18 protein-coding genes are annotated in these 22,246 nt (G+C 46.5%); 4 read left to right on the plus strand and 14 right to left on the minus strand.

The genetic code is table 11. From position 1 onward, the window contains the following. The first annotated feature begins 33 nt into the window (after positions 1 to 33). A complete protein-coding gene (locus tag ACYX4J_RS17010; protein ID WP_282934036.1) occupies positions 34 to 492 on the plus strand; it encodes a hypothetical protein in 459 nt (152 codons plus the stop codon). Positions 493 to 607: 115 nt separating this feature from the next. Here the strand turns inward: ACYX4J_RS17010 and ACYX4J_RS17015 are convergent, their stop codons facing one another. From ACYX4J_RS17015 to ACYX4J_RS17040, 6 genes are all read right to left on the minus strand, one after another. Further along, on the minus strand, positions 608 to 3,085 hold the full coding sequence (locus ACYX4J_RS17015; protein ID WP_413664581.1) for a TonB-dependent receptor plug domain-containing protein: 2,478 nt from the start codon (positions 3,083 to 3,085) through the stop codon (positions 608 to 610). 765 nt (positions 3,086 to 3,850) lie between these two features. Next, positions 3,851 to 4,558, minus strand: coding sequence for an aspartate/glutamate racemase family protein (locus tag ACYX4J_RS17020; protein WP_445360313.1), 708 nt, complete (start codon positions 4,556 to 4,558; stop codon positions 3,851 to 3,853). A gap of 181 nt (positions 4,559 to 4,739) precedes the next feature. Continuing rightward, entirely contained in the window at positions 4,740 to 5,561 is an 822-nt protein-coding gene (locus ACYX4J_RS17025) for an MBL fold metallo-hydrolase (protein WP_282934039.1), read from the minus strand. Positions 5,562 to 5,727: 166 nt separating this feature from the next. Then, positions 5,728 to 6,231, minus strand: a complete 504-nt coding sequence (locus ACYX4J_RS17030) for a protein disulfide oxidoreductase (protein WP_444906232.1) — start codon at positions 6,229 to 6,231, stop codon at positions 5,728 to 5,730. Positions 6,232 to 6,246: 15 nt separating this feature from the next. Beyond that, positions 6,247 to 6,873, minus strand: coding sequence for a thioredoxin family protein (locus ACYX4J_RS17035; protein ID WP_444906233.1), 627 nt, complete (start codon positions 6,871 to 6,873; stop codon positions 6,247 to 6,249). 2 nt (positions 6,874 to 6,875) lie between these two features. Continuing rightward, a complete protein-coding gene (locus ACYX4J_RS17040) occupies positions 6,876 to 8,906 on the minus strand; it encodes a protein-disulfide reductase DsbD family protein (RefSeq protein ID WP_476177144.1) in 2,031 nt (676 codons plus the stop codon). Positions 8,907 to 9,040: 134 nt separating this feature from the next. Here ACYX4J_RS17040 and ACYX4J_RS17045 point away from each other — a divergent pair, with 134 nt between their 5' ends. Beyond that, positions 9,041 to 9,898, plus strand: a complete 858-nt coding sequence (locus ACYX4J_RS17045) for an alpha/beta hydrolase (RefSeq protein ID WP_444906235.1) — start codon at positions 9,041 to 9,043, stop codon at positions 9,896 to 9,898. A 31-nt stretch (positions 9,899 to 9,929) separates the two neighbouring features. Here ACYX4J_RS17045 and ACYX4J_RS17050 read toward each other — a convergent pair whose 3' ends face one another. Further along, positions 9,930 to 10,958: a glycosyltransferase family 4 protein gene (locus ACYX4J_RS17050; RefSeq protein ID WP_444906236.1), complete on the minus strand. Its 1,029-nt coding sequence runs from the start codon at positions 10,956 to 10,958 to the stop codon at positions 9,930 to 9,932. Positions 10,959 to 11,050: 92 nt separating this feature from the next. Further along, the gene (locus ACYX4J_RS17055) at positions 11,051 to 12,208 is read right to left on the minus strand and encodes an NAD-dependent epimerase/dehydratase family protein (protein ID WP_476177145.1); all 1,158 of its coding nucleotides are present in this window, start codon (positions 12,206 to 12,208) and stop codon (positions 11,051 to 11,053) included. A 1,374-nt stretch (positions 12,209 to 13,582) separates the two neighbouring features. On the opposite strand from ACYX4J_RS17055, the gene ACYX4J_RS17060 reads away from it, so the two are divergent. Continuing rightward, entirely contained in the window at positions 13,583 to 15,211 is a 1,629-nt protein-coding gene (locus tag ACYX4J_RS17060; protein WP_444906239.1) for a di-heme oxidoredictase family protein, read from the plus strand. Between the two features lie 69 nt (positions 15,212 to 15,280). Here the strand turns inward: ACYX4J_RS17060 and ACYX4J_RS17065 are convergent, their stop codons facing one another. Next, on the minus strand, positions 15,281 to 15,766 hold the full coding sequence (locus ACYX4J_RS17065; protein ID WP_444906240.1) for a GFA family protein: 486 nt from the start codon (positions 15,764 to 15,766) through the stop codon (positions 15,281 to 15,283). 174 nt (positions 15,767 to 15,940) lie between these two features. Here ACYX4J_RS17065 and ACYX4J_RS17070 point away from each other — a divergent pair, with 174 nt between their 5' ends. Then, a complete protein-coding gene (locus ACYX4J_RS17070; protein WP_444906241.1) occupies positions 15,941 to 16,729 on the plus strand; it encodes a class I SAM-dependent methyltransferase in 789 nt (262 codons plus the stop codon). Between the two features lie 7 nt (positions 16,730 to 16,736). On the opposite strand, the gene ACYX4J_RS17075 is transcribed toward ACYX4J_RS17070, so the two are convergent. The 5 genes from ACYX4J_RS17075 to der form a co-directional block, all read right to left on the minus strand. Beyond that, entirely contained in the window at positions 16,737 to 17,225 is a 489-nt protein-coding gene (locus tag ACYX4J_RS17075; RefSeq protein WP_444906242.1) for a hypothetical protein, read from the minus strand. A gap of 54 nt (positions 17,226 to 17,279) precedes the next feature. Continuing rightward, positions 17,280 to 18,101, minus strand: a complete 822-nt coding sequence (locus tag ACYX4J_RS17080) for an MBL fold metallo-hydrolase (RefSeq protein WP_444906243.1) — start codon at positions 18,099 to 18,101, stop codon at positions 17,280 to 17,282. Between the two features lie 164 nt (positions 18,102 to 18,265). Continuing rightward, positions 18,266 to 18,949, minus strand: a complete 684-nt coding sequence (tsaA, locus tag ACYX4J_RS17085; protein ID WP_413664568.1) for a tRNA (N6-threonylcarbamoyladenosine(37)-N6)-methyltransferase TrmO — start codon at positions 18,947 to 18,949, stop codon at positions 18,266 to 18,268. A gap of 209 nt (positions 18,950 to 19,158) precedes the next feature. Further along, positions 19,159 to 20,622: an NAD-dependent succinate-semialdehyde dehydrogenase gene (locus ACYX4J_RS17090; protein WP_476177146.1), complete on the minus strand. Its 1,464-nt coding sequence runs from the start codon at positions 20,620 to 20,622 to the stop codon at positions 19,159 to 19,161. Positions 20,623 to 20,789: 167 nt separating this feature from the next. Then, positions 20,790 to 22,187 carry a ribosome biogenesis GTPase Der gene (gene der / locus ACYX4J_RS17095; protein ID WP_476177147.1) on the minus strand — a complete coding sequence of 466 codons (1,398 nt, stop codon included), beginning with the start codon at positions 22,185 to 22,187 and terminating at the stop codon, positions 20,790 to 20,792. Between the last annotated feature and the right edge of the window lie 59 nt (positions 22,188 to 22,246).

Raw genomic sequence — 22,246 nt, forward strand, 5'->3', positions numbered from 1 at the left:
AGGCAATAGCCTGGTCATCAGAGGGTACTTACTATGAAGACTTTCAAACAAGCATTTGAAGTCATCAAGGATGCTGAGAGATTTCACCTGGAAATGGCAGCTGTTTACGAGACCTTACTGGATAAATCAGAGGACTACCGAACCCAATTGCTATTAAAACACATGCTTGAGCATGAGCAGAGAATGGCGAAAAACCTGCAGAACTATAATGATGTAGCGCAAAATAAGGTGATGAAGACATGGCTGCAATACACCCATGAAGAAAGTGCCAATGACTTTATTCGCCGCCTCAACCTGAGTGATCCACCGACAATTCGTGAAATTAATAATATGGGACGAGAGGTAGATCGCTATTTCTCAGAACTCTATCAAGCGGTGTATGGTGCAATTGAGTCGATGGAGGTGAAAGAGGTGTTTGAAGACCTAAAGCAAATACAAGATAAGGAAAGAATTACCTTATCTATGGCCACAAATTCACTGTGGGATATGTAAAAATCCCGCTACTTACAGCGGGATCTAATCGTCACATAATTCTGCAGTCGGCTAACCCGGTATTAAGAAACACCAGGTTAGCCAGCTACAAAATGCCAGCTACAGCTGGGATTACTTAGAACTCATACTGCGCTCTTACGTAGTACAGAGCTCCATTGAATCCCATAGGTGCCGTTTCCGGATATTCCGCTCCAGCAACACCGGACCAGGGGTTTTTATCCGGGTAGTTGTTGAATACGTTTTCCGCACCGGCAATCAAGGTCATGGAATCATTGAAGTCATAAGCAGCCTCAATATCCACAGTCCATTCATCACCGGCATCAATGGGCAAGCTGTAATCGTCCAAATGTGCTTCCCAGTAGCTACCGTAGTAGTTGAGTCGCACTAAGCCGCGCCAGCTGTCACCACTATGGGTGACAGATGCATTACCGCGCACCTCTGGTAAGCCATCCTCCAGCTGCCTGATACGCATTTCATCCATGGTATCCGTACTGAAATCGGTAACTTCCGTTTCCGTCCAGTTGAAAGCCAGGTTGAAATCTGTCGCATCACCGAGTGGGTAAGTCGCCACCAGGTCAACACCCTGGGTTTGGGTATCGAAGTCATTGGTGTAGAAACGGAAATATTCAAGGGAATCAGCACCACTGATGCCATCCTGAACCAACTGATCTCGCTCTTCATCAGTCAGTTCCTGGTTAGCAGATTGAGTGATTCGATCTGTAACCTCGATGAGGAAGTAATCCAGGGTAATATCCCAATCACCTGCGGCAATAATTGTACCGAAAGTAAAGCTCTGAGACTCCTCTGGCTGCAGCTGCTTACCGCCTTTCAATACAGCAATGGGGTTGGTTGCCGGAATAGTTCCCCGGTTAGCCAATGCGCCATTGGTATAAGCCGTAGTGACATTGGTAATGTTGGACTGACCTGGTGTTGGAGCACGGAAACCGGTGCTCAGTGTAGAGCGCAGGGCAATCACATCGTTGATTGTATAGTGGGCTGACAATTTGAAATTGGAAGTATCTCCGAAATCAGAGAAATCTTCCCAACGCAGTGCCGCACCTAATCGAAGAGCTTCGACGACTTCGAGTTCGAAGTCGGTGTAAAGTGCAATATTATCCCGGTCAAATGTGCCTACAACCTCAGGACCAAAACCAGAGAACCCATTCGAACCAATCAGGAAACCCTGCTCTGCCAGATCACCAACTTGCCAGGAGGCAGTATCACCCTGTTTGACCTCAAACTCTTCTTCACGCCATTCAAAGCCCGTGGCCATGAACAGAGGCATTCCGGCAAGTTCAATGCTCTTAGTCAAATCGATATTGAAGTTGTTTTCTTCCTGTATATAACCACCAGGGCTAAATCTGGTCGGGCTGTCAGGTCCGAGCGTGGCGTTGACGGTGTTGTAGATTAAAAAATCTACTTCGTTGTGACCGGTACTGGCACTTACGTCGTAGCCAATGCCATTTGCCAACTCACCACGAACACCAAATACTGCTGAGTAGTCCTCTAGCTCACCGCCAAAGCGCGGAGTAAATCCGCCTGGGAACATTTCGGTGTATGAGAAGCACTCATCACTAGACTGTGCTTCCTCATGGGTCATGCCAATACAATCATAGATACCATTGCTAGCATCCAGATCACCAATTAAGGGCTCATCATCAAGCGCATAAACGCCGGGACGAGTTTCCGGGTTCCGGAAGTAAAAGCCCCCATCTGTTTCGCGGCTGGCATAGTTACCAAAGGCATACAGCTCAGCAGTATCATTTATCTCTATGGCACTGTTAACAAAGAACTTGGTGTCGTCATTAACTTCTGGCTGGCCCCAGATCTGCGCAGGATTGGCAACATAGGTATTGCCATCTGCGATCAACTGGGCTGCATCGTCTCGCTGCACACTGCGGCTGGTAGAGTCCTGCTCACGGTACTCGAGGCTGACATTCACAAAACCAGAATCCGTCAGAGGCAGACCGAAATTCGCCGCTATCGTACTCTGATCACCATCGCCTTCAGCGGTAGTTGCATACTTGGCTTCAACCGTGCCGCCCTCCGCTGCATCCTTTAACTGAAAGTTGATAACGCCGGCAATCGCATCGGAGCCATATTGGGCCGCGGCACCGTCACGGAGGACTTCAACCTGTTTCAGAGCAATCGCCGGAATTGCGGAGATATCTGGCCCCTGGGCACCATCTGAAACACCACTTCCGAGGAAGGAAATGACGGCAGCGCGATGGCGACGCTTGCCATTCACCAGAACCAGTGTGCTATCGGGTGGCAGTCCACGCAGGTTTGCAGGGCGAACGATTGAGGCAGCATCAGAAATTGGCTTTGCATTAACGTTGTAGGATGGAACAACGTTTCTAAGCAGGTTACTGAGATCTCCATCACCCTGGTTTACAAATTCTTCTCCGGTCACGATATCGATGGGAGCGGAGGAATCTGTAGCGGAACGCCCTTCAACACGGGTACCGATTGTTATCACTTCCTCAAGGAGTGCATCTTCAGCAAAAGTGGGACTGCTTAGTGCAGCAATCGAAGCTGCCAGCAGAGAGGGAGCGCCAAAGGCTGTAAGCCAGCGCTTCTTTTTTTCATTCATAGGAGAAATACCCTGTTTTAGTTATCTCTTATTTTCTTCCGAGCCAAATCAACCAGCTTTCACTTAAACCAACTTGTGCGTTAAAGCAAAATAAATTGGCTAATTAAGGTAGTGCTCCAGGAGATCAATAATAATTTTATACGCACTTGAAAGCTCGCTTATGCAGAGGGCGGTTACCACCAATACATTCACTGCAAGAAGTGTGACAACCAGAGAAAATGCCAGAAAAACTACAATTTGCAAGAGCAAAAAAGGCAATTTAAAAATTAAGAACGACTAAAAATGTAGATACTGACAAAACTGCCAAAAATAAAATAAATCTAATTAGATGATTAAATTAAATTTTAGTACAAGGGGAAGCCAAATAGAGCGCTCATGAACAAGCAGGGTATATCCCAAATAATAACTTCTACAGAGGACAAATGAAACTTATTTGATGATTTGGGGTAAAAAAATAACCTTAACCTACTGCAATAAACATGATAAATATCATTTCCACAAACAAATACTGTGAAGATATTTTATCTTGTCAGCTCTAACTCACAGACAAACATCCACAGAAAACCCACTTAACAAAAGAGATTAATACTAAAAAACTAATGAATATGAGACAAGCAAGCCTAACAAGAGTGGATTTGTGTTATAAAAAAACCACCCACTGGCACACTTCGAAGCTAGTAGAGTGGCTTTAATAAACGTCACAGTGGAGCGTCAGTCTAACTTTTGGTTGACAAAGATATCTCTAAGTAAACCTAGCAACACTATTCAACAATCAAGTGCGAACTTTACTGCGGCTTGAGCGTGAATCTCTGTGGAGTTCATCAGGGGAGTAGAGGTATCATCTTGCGAAAGTAACATGCAAATCTCTGTACACCCTAGGATCACACCTTCGGCACCTTGATTGGATAGCAAATCCACAATACGAATAAATTCCATTTTTGAACTGTTAAGGACTCTCCCCTTACAAAGCTCTTCGTAAATAACCCGGTGGACTATCTCCCTATCGCTGGGCTCCGGAATCAAAACCTCAATCCCATACTTTTCCTGCATGTAGCCACGATAGAAATCTTGCTCCATAGTAAAAGCTGTCGCCAACAAACCGACTGTCTTTATCCCTTTGTTCTTAAGTGCTTCAGCTGTAGCATCACCGATATGTAAAAAAGGTACATCAATAGTCTCGATAATATCTCCAGCTACTTTATGCATAGTATTAGTGCACAATAAAATGCCCTCAGCACCAGCTTTTTCCAGGCATATTGCCGCCTCAACCAATAGCTTACTTGCCTGAGCCCAATCACCCTTCATTTGTAACCGTGCAATTTTTTCAAAATCGACGCTATAAAGTAGAATTTCAGCCGAGTGCAGCCCTCCTAACCTTTGAGCAATTCCTTCATTAATCAGGCGATAATAAATTGCTGTACTCTCCCAACTCATTCCACCTAAAAGGCCAATCTTCTTCATCTTTGAGCTCATCTAATATCCCTTAATACATGTTGCAAATACTAACATGAGAGAGTCGAAAGACTGATTGTAAATTGAGGGCATTCAGGAATAGCGACAACTTAATTAAAAGTACCAATTTATATAAAATCGGTACTCACTTATAAATTACATACGGACGAGATTTAATACTTTTCTTATTCTTAGTGAAAGATCAATAATCAGACACTTCTGTAGGATCAACCCGCATACAGGAAGCTATTAAGTTTCTCTTACTGAAGTTGTAACCGGACACGACACTCATCAAGTTTTCCCTTCCCAATAGCCGGTGGGTAATCTCACCAAGAGGCAATCCTTGCCGGTCCAATTCCCGTGCTTCAGTTGCAAGATTTAACAAATAATCATACTTGGCTTGTAAGCGGATTTTTCCTTTTTCTACAATCCCTCTATGAGGACAAAATATAATATCAAAATCATAGGTGAGCACTTTTTTGATACTGTGCATTAAAGTTGGAATACTTTCATCTTTACGCAATAGCTTTAACTTACTAGCTACATACAGATCAGCAGTGAATATCCACCCTCGATCCTGAACCAGATAACAGGTCATGTCTTTGGCATGCCCTGGTGCGGGGATAACAACTACCTTTTCGCCGGAGAACCTTAAATCTTCCGGTAGTGGCGCAGCTTCCGCACGCCCGGCCCTCCCCCAAATCAGCATCTGTATTGGCGGTATCCGAAAACCTCTCTTTAATATCTCTACTGTCGCCTTAGGGGCTCTTGGCTGTATACCAGTAAGCTTATAAATTGCGCCGGCGTTACCACTATGATCTTCGTGGTGATGGGTGAGGACTAATTGCCGAAAAGGTTTATTTTTTACAAACCACTTGACGTATTTCCACTGGTTACTGGGGCCGGCATCGATAATAGTGTCACCCAACCGATATACAATAAACGTTGTATTGATACCAAAGTCGAAACGGCCGACCCTTTGCGCATCCAGATCTTGATAGTCAAAAGAATCAATAACCGACACGCCACTCTCCAGCGCAAGAGACAGACCTTTAAGGAATTATAGAAGCATATCTATAAGGGCAGCCCTCCCCGGCAATTAGGAAATTTTAACTCCAACCATCCTAGGCTCAGGGAAAGAGAGTTTGATATAAGCTTAAATACGACGCAGTGACCTTAATAGTGACAGACTACTTTGTCATCTTTAAGCGCAGCTGCAGACCCAACTTGGATGTGGCGCCAGTGGTGACCCAGGCAACACGCCCGTCAGTATCGACAATCAGCAAGGTTGGCGTCACTTTCACGCCCCATTGGGCGCTTAAAACGCCATGTGGATCATTTAGAGAAGGAAAAGCAAGTTCGTGATTCCGCATGTATTCGGTAACCACCTCTTCTGTTCCAGACTGCATCGCAACACCAACAACCTGGTAATCCCGAGACAGGTCAGTCACAGCGGGGGAAACTATCCGGCAATAGGGGCACCAGGTTGCCCAAAAGTAAATTAATACTGGCCCTTTGGGGTACATTTGCTTTAGGTCAATAAGATTTCCCTGCAGCGATTGCCCCTCTAACTGAGGGGCCTGGTTCTCAGGGATATCTCTTTGGTGGAAATAACCCACGGCAGTAACCATTAGTACCGCCAAGGTGATAAATATCAACGCCTGAACCAGGAAGCTATAACGAGCTTTTTCCACCCCAAATAAACTCCTTTAGTACTTCACACTACACCCATAAGCCCGCGACGAAGACTTGGGCACAGCCAGTCCCTTCAGTGAAGCATCCAGTGCAGCAGAAACATAATTGTGTGAACTGCCTATAACCGCAGGATTGGCTGAGTCATTATCATCAATGGCTCCAGCATATACGACTTCCCCCTGAGGATTAATGATAAACATATGCGGAGTAGTTTTAGCTCCATAAGCACGCCCCATAACTCCAGAGGTATCCAGCAAAAAGGGTACGCTTGCGCCGAGGTTATGACTCTGTGCAACTGCCATAGCCTGCTCTGGCTCCAAATAGCCCTGCTTTCCTTTAGCGGAAGAAATAACCGTGAGCCAATTTACTTTCTGTGCTGTATACCTTTTTTGAAGGGACTGCATATTACCACTGCCATAGTGTTTCCTGACATAGGGGCAATCTTTATTAAACCATTCAATAACCAACCATTGGCCTGTGTAATCGGAGAGATTGTGAGTTCTTCCAGCAGCATCCACTACTGAAAATTCTGGCGCTTTTTGTCCAGGAACGGCTGCTGCCAACACAACACTCGGCAACATCAGGAATAAAAGCAAAACTCCTCTAAGTATCGAATTATTCACGTTGAAAAATAATTTCATAATTAACCATCCTCACTATTAACAGTTAAGTGCTTACTAAACAGTGCTGCAATTAAAGACTCTTGCAGCAGTGGTGGAAGTAACTCTGGTTTTTTCTCTCCTGCAGGATACCATGCATATACAGGTACAGAGTTCCTCCCTAAATCCTGCAAAGCTTGGGTAATTTCAGGGTTATAACGCGTCCAGTCGGCCCGAATTAGAAGCACGTTATTCTTTTTAAATAATGCTTGTACACTTGGGGTATCAAGCACCAGCTTTTTATTTACCTGGCAGGTAATACACCAGGCTGCGGTATAGTCGATAAATACAGGGCGCCCATTATCCAAGGCTTCCGTCAAAAGTGCCTTGTCATAACGATGCCAGTCATACGCCATTTCTGCAGGTTGCTCACCACCCTCCATACGGATTGCCGGTAGAGATATTAGCAAAATAGCAGCGACACAAATCAGACCCACTGCTCCCCCCTTTTTGGAAAAATTTTTTACTAGCCAGATTGCAAGAGTAACAACGAGCAACAGGCTTAAACCGGCCAACCAACCAGAGTCCCCAGCTAGACGCCCTAAAATCCATAGTAGCCATATCACCGTTGCGTAAAGCGGAAATGCAAGAAACTGACGCAACTTCTCCATCCATGGACCTGGAGCTGGCAGATGCCTCAGTATTACAGGACTTGCACACATCAAAATAAATGGCGCAGCGAGCCCTAAAGCGAGGCATAAGAAGATGAGTAGAGCCTGAAGTGGAGGAATCACCACCGCTGCTCCCAGAGCTGCTCCCATAAAAGGACCGGTACAGGGGGCGGCAACAAAGACAGCTAAAACACCAGTGGTAAAGGAGCCACGGCTATTGGAGCTAGCAAGCCCCATTAATCGGTGCCCAAACTCAAAAAAGCCGCTAAAGGATAGGGCCATCAGCCAGAAGAGCATAATTAAACCAATTACCACAACCGGTGACTGAAGTTGAAAACCCCAGCCAACGGCCAACCCTCCCCAGCGTAGCGTCAATAAAGCAAGCCCCAGAGCAAGAAAAGTCACCATAATGCCGGCGCTATATAGGAAAGATTCACGCAAACGTTCGGCTGGACGATTACCACCGTTAATCAGTCCAAATAGCTTTATGGACAGTACGGGGAAAACACAGGGCATCAGATTCAATAGGATACCGGCAATAAATGCTGACAGAAGTAAAAGCCATATAGAGGTCGCGCTCGTCTCAATTCCCTCTTGGGATAAGAGGGGGGCAGAGACTTTCCAGGCCCGGCTCGAGTCTGTAATCACAAAATCGCTGCTTTCACTAACCTCAGAACCTGGCAGACGCTTGAACTTGTAGAGGAGAGTTTCATCTTCGCGCTGAACTTCTGGCTCAGACGCAGAGTACAAGTCACCATTTACGGGGAAAATACTAGGTATTTCATCGCTACGATTCCCACTGAGCTGCAAAGTAATATGCTCACTACCTCGCGCTGAAATGGATACTGGTTGCCACGGGCTCTCACTTTGTCCCCCTGGAAGCCTGTTGGCAAAGTAATTCCTTAACGCCAGATCTGTAGCTGGCCAAGCCGCCTGCTCTGCAACTGGCCGTACAAGGCTCATAGTGGCAAAGCCCGGTATGCAATCCACTTTACAAACCAACCACTCCAGGTCCGCATGCAGGGTCACCTCTTGCGTGCCCTTATCTGGGAGGAGCTGGAACAGGTAGGCAACATTCCCGGAGTACCCCAGGTTAGTAAGATGCTCTACCCGCAGGCGCGTTGGGAATGGCCATTCGATCGGCCCCAATGAAGCGCCCTGAGCCTCCATATCAAACCGTGGAGCCGCCCCTGAATCTCCAGCATTACGCCAATACACATGCCATCCAGGATCTACCTCAAAGTAGAATCCAACCGTCTCTCTCATTCCTTGGCGAAATGTATCAGGTGCCAGCCAACGCAACTTGACGTGATCACCAGATGCCGTCTCCTGTGCTACAGGGAGACCCACAACCAACAGTAACGTTAAACAGCAGATGTTGATCAGCGTGGTCTTTATTTTCAATGTGATTCTCCTTCTCGCCTAATCAACTGGTACTCCCCCTTTGGGTCAGATACAAGTTACAACATTGGCCTCACCCATCACAAAACAAAGTCTCACTATACTCCGATCATACCTAACCTAAAGAAGCGCCCAGAATGCCTGCCTTGCAGATAAGTGACGGCCGTATCCTTACTTATGATGACTATGGTGATCCAAATGGCTGGCCTGTGCTTTTCAATCATGGTTTCTCAGATTCGCGACTAATTCGCAATCCTGATAAGGACCTTACCGCATCTCTTGGCGTAAGAATCATCTCTGTGGATCAACCTGGTGTGGGGGGATCATCTCCCCATAGAGGCCGGCGAATGGTTGATTGGGGGGCGGATATTGAAGAACTGGTTAATCGTCTAAATATCGAGACATTTTCGGTAGTCGGCCATTCAGGTGGTGCCCCTCATGCACTTTCTATCGCTAACAAACTTCCCCACAGAGTCTCTAAAATTGCCCTTGCAGCCCCTGTTGCGCCACTGGACTACCCAGGAATGACTGACCTGCTAAAAAACCCGGATATCAGACTTATCGCAAAGATCCATCGTTGGCAATTTCTTACTCGTTGTCTGTGCCGATTAAGTGCATACCAAGCCAATAGCAATATACAAGATTATATTCAGCTCTTTGCAAAGAAAGACGCCTCTGATGCCGCACTGTTTATTCGAGACCCGGCACTTAAGAAAATGTTTGAAGAATCATTCTCTGCTGGAGCAACGCAGCATGGGGAGGGTTTTTTTGAAATGATAATGGCGCTTTGGGATTGGGGGTTTGATCCTCGTGAAATCACTACTTCCACCAAAATATTTTATGGTGATGCCGACGATATAATTGATATTAAAATGCCAGAATACCTCTCAAGTATAATGCCAAATAGCTCAACTCAAAGCTGGCACCAGCTGGGACACTATGCCTTTGTTAACAAGTACTGCTGGATTGAGTTGCTCAAGTCAGCTCGTAAGTAAGCCTTGCGAACTTTACGAGCAACGCTTTTATCTAGCCATCAACAGGCAAAGCCTCTACTGCACTTACCGGAACCAGGCTTGAAATAAAATCCTCAGTGGCCACATCCCAGGAATAGGTCCTGGCATGAGTAACACAGTCCGATCGGTCCAATAATAGTGCCTTTTCTATGGCCACTTGCAGATTGCTATCCAACGCTCCAACGGGGGCATCACCAATGATATCTTTCGGACCTGTCACAGGGTAGGCGGCAACGGGCAAACCACAGGCTAAAGACTCAAGATTAACCAGACCAAAAGTATCAGTTACCGAAGGAAATACAAAAACATCCGCAGCGCTGTAACATTCAGTTAAGTCCTTACCCTCTTTAATTCCCAGATATACCGCCTGTGGAAACTTCCTCTTTAATTCATTGAGCTGAGGACCATCCCCTACGATAACTTTTGTTCCCGGTAGCTCAAGCGATAAAAACTTATCCAGTGATTTTTCCACTGCAACACGCCCTACATTGAGCATGATAGGTCGAGTTAGGCCCTCAAAAAGTTTTGTCTCAACCGGATGGAATTTTTCTAACTCTACGCCTCTACGCCAGCGGGTGACACGGGCAATCCCCAAGGCTCGAGCTTCCGCTGCCATACCATCTGTAGTCACCATTGTTTGTGCTGCGGAATTATGAAAGCGACGCAGGAGACCGTGTAACCACTTCAGTGGAACTTTATAGCGAATCGATACATATTCAGAGAGACGGGATAGCCAAGATGTCGTAAAACGCAAATTATTCCGTTTGCAGTAGCCACGAACAGCCCACCCCACTGGACCTTCACTCATGATGTGAATAGCGTCCGGTGAAAAATCCTCAATAATTCGGGCAGCTTTCCCACCGGGAAATACTGCAATTTTCACCTCTTTATAGCCCGGCCAGGGGAAATTAGTAAAATCATTAGCAGAAACAATTTTTACTTGGTGTCCCCTTGCTATGAGTTCTTTCTCAGTTTTTTCCAGTACTCTGGAAACACCATTTAGTTGCTCCGGATAAGTATCCGTAGCAATCAAAATCTTCATATTTTGCACTCTTCAGCTATAGACATTAAACCTCACCTTCCACAGGCAGCCTTGATTTCATATAAAACCAGGACCATTGAAGTATAAAAAAATCACCACTTCGACACACAAGGGATTTTAGTTTGGTCACATCGATGTGAATATTTTTTGGCAATACCCTCAACTTCAGTGAGAAGATTATCATTCAGGGTTATAGGCTTGAGCCCCATCTCGATAAGCTGATCATTATTTACCAACAAATCATTTTCTGCTGATTCTTTTCTGGGGTTGTCCAAGTAGGTGATTCCTACCCCTGTCTTGCTGGAGATTATATTTGCTAGATCACTGATACGATGCGTCTCTGTCATTTGATTCAGAATTTTGACTCTATCGCCTATCTCTGGAGGATTTTCAATAGCTAACTGAATACATTGACAGGTATCCTGAATATGAATAAATGCCCGCTTCTGGCCACCAGTGCCATGAACGGTAAGTGGGTAATTAATCGCCGCTTGCATCAGGAATCGATTGAGGACTGTTCCATAATCACCATCATAATCAAATCGATTAATCAGAGATTCATCCCTCTGTGTTTGTCGGGTCTGGGTACCCCAAACGATCCCTTGGTGTAAATCAGTGACACGTACCTGATCGTTCTTGTTATAGAAGGCAAATAACAATTGATCCTGTGCCTTTGTCATATGATAGATAGAACCTGGATTACTAGGGTAAAGAATCTCCTGTTCACTCAAATACCCTTCAGTCTCTACCTGGATTTTTAAATATCCTTCGGGAATAGTGAGACCAGCTGTTCCATACCCGTAGACACCCATAGTACCCAAGTGAATCAAATGTATATCCAATCCGCTTTCCACTATAGCCGCTATGACATCATTGGTAGCATTCAAGTTATTATCAAGTGTATAACGTCTATGCCGGACAGATTTCATCGAATAGGGTGCGGCACGCTGTTCAGCAAAATGTACAATCGCGTCTGGTTTTTCCTCTTTTAAGAGAGTGAGCAATCGATCAAAATCCTGTCCGAGGTTAATATAAACATGCCTGATGGACATACCGGAAACTTCACGCCATACACGAAGCCGCTCGGACAGGTGCCTGATTGGTGTCAATGAATCAACTTCAAGCTCAATATCAATTTTTCGCCGTGATAAGTTATCAACAATAATAACTTCATAACCCGCCTCTGAAAGGTGGAGAGATGTAGGCCAACCACAAAATCCATCACCTCCCAAAATCAATATTTTCCTCACCCTACCCCCTAAAAACTCTTAGGAATTTATACAATTCGAATACACTAATATTTTTATCAGCTTCGAATTAACCTACCTCATTCAAAAGTACCAACTGCCGTGAAACGAGGCCATACAGACAAATTTATTCGATTTTTTGTGACATTGTCGTGACAATCCATATCACTATCCATGTTCCTTGTACGCCACAATGAGAAAAAATGAACCACTCGTTTAAAATATCTCTCAGCAGCTTTGTAGTTGATAGTAAGTTGGGGGCTTCCTCGCCTACAGGCGCAATAATAGAACTATCTCATTGTTTCTATATTGAAATATATGGCGACAAAGATCTTTATCGCGCCATTCAAATGAATAGTGCGCCAATTTTACTTTAAGCCTAAATACATTGAGCACTCGAACGGAAACACTATTGTTTTAGACCGATCACTCTATCCCTCTATTAGAAAGGAAAATACGCCAATAATGTTTTCAATCAAGCTAAACTTTTTTGACAATCATACGGTTCAAATTAGTCGCCCCCCCCAAAGCACCTTTCTGTAAGTAAGACAGCGATCAAATACCCTTCATCTCTGTGTCTACGCTCACAAGTACATGCTGAATTTTGATCTGGTATAGCGAACTGGCCACTCACCGAAGATAAGAAGCGTTTCCATAAACCCTATCAACAAAGGTGAAATTAAATTCCACAAACAGATGAGTTATTAGCCTACAAACCATGTGTCACCTGAAGACAATACGAATCCACAATTGGGGAATTCACTCTTAATCGAAAATAATTATAAGTTTTTCAAAATATCCATTGCCTTCAGTAACGTTAATAACCAGCACTTTTTCCTAAATCTAATGTCACAACCACCAGGAATAGGGACTTTCCGTGAAGCAGGAAAGCCTGTCACCGAAAGGCAAATATGCAAATACCTACCCTTTCAAAGGAACTTATTTATCACAAACGGCAACTAAAAAAGCCGAAAAACAAAAACATAGCCGCGTACTAGCGCGGTAGGTTATGGGCAAAATCGACACAATCGGGATCGCATTTTAGATCTTTAGGCCAGTTAATCTGAGCTTTAAAATCTGCTATCGCAATACTGTATCTCCCGTGGTCTTGACGCCTGCCATAAGTGGCAGAACAGGCACAGTTCTACCTATAAGAAGCTTGCAAGGATGCTGTTAAACCTTTACTGGATGCACTTTGCGAGATAAAAATGTTATTACCAAAATCTCTATCAATTTTTCCTTGTAGCACAACTGATAATCAGTTTTTTGGGGAATCGTGCTTAAAAGAAAAGTGGTCGAGTGTCTCCGCATCGAGTGCATTTTCGTAGAAGAACTCACCTTACGTCCGCTCAATATCAGTACCCGGAGATATAGCTGATGATACTTAAAAAACACCTATTGCCTGTCACTATGGCAATATCGGCTTTAACATTTAATGCCACTCCAGCGCTTGCCGACTTTGGTTCCAAGCACGATAAAAACCGAGTTCCCAAGCACGCAAGAAAAAACCAAAGACAGCAAAGAACCACTCCCTTCGACTTCAGTGAAGTCTTCGATACCGTACAGATATTGCATGCTGGAGCAATTGAAATTCACCTGGGTGGGCATTTGGAGCAATCTGATCTCGAATCCATGGAAACCCTGGAAGCCTATGTTCATGCTTTTGAGGAAGGCGATGAATTATTCGAGATGAATTACAACGCTCTCGACGGGGTCGGGGTCAATGTGGGCAACGGCAAAAGATTTACCAGCTTCCCAAGGCCCGACCTGAAAGGACCTAATGCATGGGCGAATGTCCTGCCCCATCGTGCGACAGGCCCCAACGGTGATTCCTGCATCAGCTGTCACAACGTACCGGTAGCCGATGGCGGTGGTGGCGTGAACGATAATGTGATTCGTATGGACCCTGAACGTAAGCAAAAAGGCTTTATCGAGCGCCAGTCGCCCCACCTGTTCGGTATGGGGGCTGTACAGTTGGTAGCGGAAGAAATGACTACCGAGCTGCACACTTTGCGGGATGAGGCTATCAGTGAGAGCTGCTCATCCGGCACAGATACGACTGTCGCACTAACCGCAAAAGGCGTTAGCTTTGGTGAGATCTCCGTCTCCTGTGATGAGGTCAACTACGATAATGTTGAGGGCCTCGACACTGACCTGGTAGTCAGACCCTTTGAGTGGAAAGGCTTAACCGGATTTGTACGCGCATTCGTTCGCGGCGCGGCACACCAGGAGCTGGGCATGCAGGCCACTGAACTGGTCGGTGATGCAGACAGCGACTTTGATTCGATCACTAACGAGCTCAGCGTTGGTGACATTACCGCGTTAACTATCTACAACGCAGCACAGCCCCGCCCGGTGACAAAAATCGAGCTTAACAGCGTGATCGATTCCCTAACCGAGGAAGAGCAGGAGACTTACGGCTTACCACTAAGCGACGGAGAAATCGCCAGTATCGAAAATGGCGAAGAGCTATTTAGCTCTATTGGCTGCGCCTCTTGCCACTCCCCTGAGATGGAAGTTGCATCACCAGTCTTCTATGAACCCTCTCAGCACGCCAACTACCGCGATGAGACTTATCCCGCAGGCGATATAGCCGGCCTACCTAGCAGATCCCTGCAATTTAACTTGCTCACAGAGATCATGGATAACCCCCAGGAGCTTCCATCCGGACAAACGCTGGGACAGTTTGAGGAATCGGAAAATGGCGGAGCAATAGTCCGCTTGTATGGCGACCTTAAGCGTCACGATATGGGCACAGCCATGGCCGAGGAAATTGATGAGGGCAATGTGGGAGCCTCTGTATTCCTCACCGAAAACCTCTGGGGCGTTGGCTCAACACCACCTTATCTACACGATGGACGCGCTACCACTATGACCGAGGCGATTGTCTATCACGGTGGTGAAGCTGAATCCAGTAAAGAACAGTTTAATGCGCTGAGTGACACTGAAAAGGCAGACCTGGTCAACTTCCTGGATAATCTGGTGCTCTATCTCGCGGAAGAGTAAACACTAGGTCACCGCTATAGACCTGAAGCGGGGCGGCCTCAGGCTCGCCCCGCCTCTCTTTATCCCTCCCTAATCGGGAACATTTCGCTGGTGCCATTCAGCCAGGGACTCTTCAGGGTAGCTTCCAAACATTTCGTCCCCTTCCCGTATATCTGGCTGCACCCAACCCGGAGCAGAATCCAGCATCATATGGCTACGAACCGGCGGTACCGGCAACTCAGAGTCAATCGCAGAAGCGAAGGGGTGTACCAGTTCTGGCCAACGCGGGTCCCAAAGCCATAACGCACTGCCACATCTTGAACAAAAATGTCGCCGTGCCGGACTTTTCCCGCCATTTTCCTGACCCGTTATCCCAATTACAGCCTGATAGATACTTAAATATTCTTCGCCCTCCACTTTCAGGGTTTGGAAATCTGCCCCCAGGTTAATGGCAAAGCCCCCTCCTCCAGCTGTCTTTCTGCATATTGAGCAATAACAGCGATTGAAGGGATAAGGTTGCCCGGCGTTCAGGCTGAACTTAACCGATTGGCAGTGGCAAGATCCTTTGAGTTTCACAGTAGGTTCCCAGACTTTTACCTTTCGTTCGACAGGTGGTCAGAATGGCGGTTTTACGAACTGCACAGTTTCTTGTGCCATATTTATCGATGACTGAGATTGCTACACAGATCATAAGTGTATCCGGGCTAAACTGTTTCACCCATCCCCAATGAGACTCAGGGCGTCACACCAATGAATGAACCTATCAGGCATGATAAGTGGCAGGCTCTAGAGTACGTAAACGCCTCTGACATGCAGTGGCGCCACGCTATGGAAGCCATACATCGCTGCGATTATCGCCAAGCTGGCACTATTCTTGATGTGGGTTGTGGCGATGGCAAGGTAACCCGCTATTTAGCTGAGCGTATGACAAATGGCAGGATTATCGGTATTGATCTAACCGAGGATATGATTTGTTATGCTAATAAAAATTACGCCAATATACCCAACCTATCCTTCGAGCAAATGAGCGCAGACGAAATCCAGTTCGACTGCAAATTCGACATTATTTTTTCTTTTAGTTGTTTACACTGGGTAGCGGACCAAGCTCAAGTCTGGAATAGTTTTTATAAATATTTAAAAGTTAACGGTAAAGTAGTTTGTGGTTTTCAGGTTGATCATGAAAATTTCTGGGAGACTGTATACGAGGAACAAGAAACAGCTACATGGAAACCCTATTTTGAAAGTTTTCACGATCCTTATAATCACTATACGCTAGAGGAAATGCGGAACTATGCCGAAGAAGCTGGCTTCTACTTACCCCGATTCGATGAAATCTACCATGTGGAAAACTTTCAAACCTGGGAAAAGCTCACTACCTTCTTTCTATCATGGGTTCCCCAGTTCCGCCATCTAGGCCACCCAGAAAGAGAGCAGTTTGCCGACCAGGTAATGAACAAATACTATAAGAAAATCCACCCGGAAATGAGAAAGGATGCTGGGGTAAGAATCAAACGATTTATTATTGAGGCAGAGAAATAGATTCTCTTCAAGCTTTCCTCATAGCACCAACACTCTCACCTGCTACCACAGAGGGTTCTGATATATTTTTATAAATAATAGTTGCACCAATTATTAACATAATTAACTCAATCAAGTAGTGAGTGCCACTTAAAGTTAAATACACAATAGATTCTTCAGGGAATAGTGGATAAATTGATACACCTAGATAAGCTACCACCAGACTAACACACAACCAACGCTTTAGCCGCCCCGTTATCATCCGAGTCAATATAAAGAAGGCATAGGCAAAAGCAATAGATATCAATGTAAAATAGGGATAGATAATATCTATCAAACTAGGTGCAAGCCCCTCAGAAGATTCATCATAATTTAGTGCTATCAGGAAAGGTTTTAAAAAACTCAATATATTGCTTAGTAATGGCCAGGCAAGCAACCCAAAAATAAATACCCTTAGCGATTCCCTGATCACAAAACACCCTTCTTCTGCAACTCTTAATCCAGAAGCAACGATCATCTTAACAAATAACTTTGCATCGAAATTGGCTACTGGCTAGTACGTAATGAAAACCTAGAGTCTAGGCATCTCATCCAAGTTAACCTGTAAGCATGAAGCAATCAAATTTTTCTTGCAGAAGTTATAACCAGTCAAAGCGCTGAACAATCCTTCTTTACCTAATAAACGCAAAGTAGTCTCTTCTAAGGGCAGTCCCTGCTGCGTCAACTCCTGCGCCTCTCCAGATAGATTAAGCAGGTACTCATATTTTTTATTCAACTGCTGCCAACCATCCTCTACCACACCTCTATGAGGGCAAAGGATAACGTCAAATGAATGATCCAGGACTCCCTTTATACTTTTCATTAATGTAGGGACATCTTCATCAATACGCAGGAACTTTAAGTAGTTGGCAATAAATAAATCAGCACTAAACAGCCAGCCACGCTCAGGTAACAAATAGCAGGTCATATCCTTTGCATGCCCGGGACTAAATACTGGTAATACTTCTTCTTCACCAATGTAGACCTCCGCTGGGAGAGGTGCTACCTCCGCTTTTCCCGCAGTTCCCCAGAAAAACTTCTGCATCGGGGGAATTCGGAAGCCTTTTTTTAATATACCAATAGTCAGATCCGGGGCCACCGCCTGCACACCGGTAAGTTTCTGGATAGCGCCGGCATTGCCACTATGGTCTTCATGGTGATGAGTCAGCAATAACTGCTTTAGCGGTGCGCTTTGTATAAACGGCTTGACATACTTCCACTGATTGCTGGGACCCGTATCAATTACGGTTCCATTGAGGCGATAAACAACAAAGGTTGTATTAACACCCATATTGACTCGGCCGACGCGAATAGCATCTAAGCCTTGATAATTAAAGGTTTCACGTACTGGCATAGCTGTGCCCTTAGATAGCTAGGCGTTATTTTTAGGCGAATGCCGTATCTTGGGGAATTGTATTTCCCATGAAAATGAATGACATATCCGTTCCGAACCCTAGACAGTTATGGAGGAGACACATCCTGACTTACTGCAGAATACTGAAACTAGCTGGTCGAGGGTTATTCTAGTGCCACCACTTCTATTCCGGCATCGGTATAACGCCAACGCAAATTGAATTCACACAATTGCATGCCATAAGTGCGCTGTGGATCGGTCTTTTGGTATGCCGGTCTTGGATCCTGGGATAACACCTGTTCAATTAAACGGGGGAGATCTGTACCCCAGTCATCGCGGTAGGCTTTGGCTTTATTCAGAACTGACTCGGGGATAGTAACGGGAATTTGCACTGGAGCTGCGTCAGCAAATTCACTTTGCGCATGCGTTAACGCATCCGCATAGGGAACATAGGGTTTAATATCCAATACTGGCGTACCATCGACCAAATCTGCCCCGGCAACTATCAACTCCACTTTAGGAGAGGTGCGTACCTCCAGAAGACGAACTACTGACAGCCCGATATTATTGGGACGAAAAGGCGAGCGAGTGGCTAGTACACCCAGTTTCTTATTGCCGCCCAAACGAGGCGGGCGCACTTTAGCTGACCACTGCCCAGCGGCTTGGTGAAATTGGAACACTACCCAGATATGGCTATTTTGCTCCAGACCGGCAACTGCATCTGGCGTATCCAGGGGAGGTAACAACGCAATACTGGCGCGACTGGCATCCGCCAATAGTGGCTGGCGGGGCACTCCAAACTTTTCTCCAAAGCAGGAATGCACCCGCGCAATAGGCTCTACAACCATTTAAATTCCAAACACTTTATAAGGAAGCCTCTGAATAACTCCGTAATACCTCTGCGGGTCTTGAAGGCCCGCCCTTCGGGGCTTGCAGAGCGATTCACACTCCGCGTTGCGACTTCTTGAAAGGTCTAGACATTCCTGCGAAGCCGCGCCTTGATTGTGAGCCGCTCTGTAAGCCAGAGACATCACAGAGTTATTCCGAGGCTCCTAAACTACTTATCAATACCGCCGACACACAGATATTTTATTTCCAGGTAATCCTCAATACCGTACTTTGAGCCCTCGCGTCCCTGTCCGGATTCTTTTACACCGCCAAAGGGTGCCATTTCGTTGGAAATAATACCCTCATTGATACCGACCATACCGTATTCAAGCCCCTCTGCAACACGCCAAATACGACCGATATCCCTGGAGTAAAAATAAGAAGCCAGACCAAATTCCGTATCGTTGGCCATTTTAATGACTTCCTCTTCAGAGGAGAATTTATATAGCGGAGCTACCGGACCGAAGATCTCTTCTTTGAACAAGTGCATTTGATCGGTGGCCCCACCCAATACTACGGGAGAATAAAAGCATTCCCCCATAGTACTGGGACCACCAGCAACTAGGGTTTGCGCGCCTTTTTGCAGCGCATCTTCCACCAGAGATTCCGTTTTCTTCACTGCTTTGATGGTAATCATAGGGCCCATGTCGACACCGCTATCAAAACCACTGCCCATGGAAAGCTGGTTTACCGCAGCGGAAAATTTCTGTGCAAATTCATCGTAAACACCTTCCTGCACGAAAATGCGATTGGCGCATACACAGGTTTGACCGGCATTGCGATATTTACAAACAATTGCGCCCTTTACAGCTTCGCCAATGTCAGCATCATCAAAAACAATAAGTGGGGCATTACCGCCCAATTCCATAGAGGTTTTTTTCATGGTTGCTGCACACTGGGCTTGCAGCAATTTTCCGACAGCAGTAGAACCGGTAAAAGTAAATTTCCGCACTAAGGGATTGGCCGTCATTTCTGCGCCAATCTCCGGTGCCTTATCCCCTGCGACAATATTAAAAACACCTGGGGGGATCCCCGCTTCCTCAGCGAGAACTGCGAGTGCCAGTGCGGATAGAGGTGTTTCGGAAGCGGGCTTGGCAATAAATGGACAGCCTGCGGCAATAGCGGGAGCCATTTTGCGTGCGATCATAGCGCTGGGGAAATTCCATGGCGTTACAGAACAGGTCACACCAATCGACTGCTTGATAACCAAGAGCCGTTTATCACTGGAAGGCGGGCTAATAACATCCCCGTAGACGCGCTTGGCTTCTTCCGCAAACCATTCGACATAATTAGCACCATATACAATTTCGGTACGGGACTCTGTCAGTGGCTTGCCTTGCTCTGCGGTCAAAATAATGGCTAGATCATCGGCGTTAGCAATTATCAGCTCATACCAGCGCCTGAGTATTTTCGCTCTTTCTTTTACCGGAGTATCGCGCCAGGCAGGCCAGGCTTTACCAGCAGCTTCTATAGCACGGCGAGTCTCATCTGCCCCCAAGTTGGCGATACTGGCAACCGCCTTGCCAGTTGCCGGGTCCAACACATCGAAGGTATCGCCAGAATCAGCGTCAATCCACTGGCCATTGATATAGGACTGGTTGCGCAGCAATGCAGGATTCTTCAGCTTCAACATCGTATTCTCCTTGTGGTTTCTTCCCTGGCCCCGTCAAAAACGGGATCACTGGTACGATAGAAATCCCACAATGCCATTCCACTGTGGGTTAAGGCTGTAGAAGCTGGAGTGGTGCGCAAACCGGCAGTATCCCTTGCCGGCTTACAGGTAACCTAAGTTACCGCCTCTTATTTTTTCTTCTTTTTAACAAACTTCATCAGGCGGCGTTTCTTGGCCTTCTGGCGGTCACTCAGCTTGTTCTTTTTGTCCGCGTAGGGGTTAGCGCTGGTGCGGAACTCAATTTTTACCGGAGTACCGTGCAAATCCAGAGCCTTGCGGAAAGTCTTCTCCAGGTAGCGCACATAATGTGCCGGTACCTGCTCAGTCTGGTTACCGTGGATCACAATAACCGGCGGATTTTGTCCACCGGCGTGAGCGTAGCGCAATTTGATACGATGTCCGTGCACCAAAGGTGGTTGGTGCTCACTTACCGCCCACTCCAGAATACGAGTGAGGTGATTAGTGGATAGTTTGTCTGTAGCGCTCTGGTAAGCACCCTCAATGGACTTGTACAGATGCCCAACACCGGTGCCATGCAGTGCAGAAATAAAGTGCACATCAGCAAAGTCCACAAAGCGCAGGCGGCGCTCCAACTCGGCTTTCACATAGTCGCGATGATCCGCTTCCAGCCCATCCCACTTGTTCAGGGCAACTACCAGCGCGCGTCCCGCCTGTACTACGCTGCCCATCAGGTGCATATCCTGGTCTACCAGGCCTTCGCGGGCATCAATCACCAGCACCACCACGTTGGCATCTTCCACCGCCTGCAAGGTTTTGACGATAGAGAACTTCTCCACCGATTCCTTGATATTTTTCCGGCGGCGAATGCCCGCAGTATCGATCAGGGTGTAAGGCTTTTCGTCGCGTTCATAATTGATATAGACGCTATCGCGGGTTGTGCCGGGCTGATCGTAGACAACAACCCGGTCCTCACCCAAGAGGCGGTTAACCAGGGTGGATTTACCCACATTGGGGCGGCCCACAATGGCAATCTTGATTCCGGTCGCTTCCTCGGTTTCCTCTTCAACTTCCTGCTCAGGCAGGTCCTCGATGACCCGCTGCATCAGGGAGCGAACACCGCGCCCGTGGGTAGCAGTCGTCGGGAAAAGCTCACCAATACCCAACTCATAGAAAGGTGCCAGGGCAATATCCGGGTTTACCCCATCAACTTTGTTGGCCACCAGAAAAGTGGGCTTGGAGCGGGTGCGCAAGCGCTCGGCAATCATCTCGTCGGCTGGGGTCAGGCCGGCGCGGCTGTCCACCAAAAAGAGTACGAAGTCTGCTTCTTCGATGGCCTGCATAGATTGTTCGGCCATAGCCGCATCGATGCCTTCTTCGCCACCGGAAATACCACCGGTATCGACCAGTAACAGCTTGCGCCCGTCGATCTCCGCTTCACCGTACTTGCGATCGCGGGTAAGCCCGGCGTAGTTGGCCACCAAAGCGTCGCGAGACTTGGTCAACCGGTTAAAAAGTGTGGATTTGCCCACATTGGGGCGCCCGACCAGGGCAATTACTGGCAGCATACAAATTCTGGTTTTAGCCGTATAAAAAAATACAAAAGCCCGCGCGAGGCGGGCGATTT

This window comes from Microbulbifer sp. ABM4_008 (assembly GCF_056311705.1).

Coding starts and splice junctions, on each gene's coding strand:
- ACYX4J_RS17075 (WP_444906242.1), bottom strand. CDS start 17,225: ATGATCGTTGCTTCTGGATTAAGAGTTGCAGAAGAAGGGTGTTTTGTG.
- ACYX4J_RS17035 (WP_444906233.1), bottom strand. CDS start 6,873: ATGAAATTATTTTTCAACGTGAATAATTCGATACTTAGAGGAGTTTTG.
- ACYX4J_RS17060 (WP_444906239.1), top strand. CDS start 13,583: ATGATACTTAAAAAACACCTATTGCCTGTCACTATGGCAATATCGGCT.
- ACYX4J_RS17050 (WP_444906236.1), bottom strand. CDS start 10,958: ATGAAGATTTTGATTGCTACGGATACTTATCCGGAGCAACTAAATGGT.
- ACYX4J_RS17010 (WP_282934036.1), top strand. CDS start 34: ATGAAGACTTTCAAACAAGCATTTGAAGTCATCAAGGATGCTGAGAGA.
- der (WP_476177147.1), bottom strand. CDS start 22,187: ATGCTGCCAGTAATTGCCCTGGTCGGGCGCCCCAATGTGGGCAAATCC.
- ACYX4J_RS17015 (WP_413664581.1), bottom strand. CDS start 3,085: ATGAATGAAAAAAAGAAGCGCTGGCTTACAGCCTTTGGCGCTCCCTCT.
- ACYX4J_RS17090 (WP_476177146.1), bottom strand. CDS start 20,622: ATGTTGAAGCTGAAGAATCCTGCATTGCTGCGCAACCAGTCCTATATC.
- ACYX4J_RS17070 (WP_444906241.1), top strand. CDS start 15,941: ATGAATGAACCTATCAGGCATGATAAGTGGCAGGCTCTAGAGTACGTA.
- ACYX4J_RS17080 (WP_444906243.1), bottom strand. CDS start 18,101: ATGCCAGTACGTGAAACCTTTAATTATCAAGGCTTAGATGCTATTCGC.
- ACYX4J_RS17020 (WP_445360313.1), bottom strand. CDS start 4,558: ATGAGCTCAAAGATGAAGAAGATTGGCCTTTTAGGTGGAATGAGTTGG.
- tsaA (WP_413664568.1), bottom strand. CDS start 18,949: ATGGTTGTAGAGCCTATTGCGCGGGTGCATTCCTGCTTTGGAGAAAAG.
- ACYX4J_RS17045 (WP_444906235.1), top strand. CDS start 9,041: ATGCCTGCCTTGCAGATAAGTGACGGCCGTATCCTTACTTATGATGAC.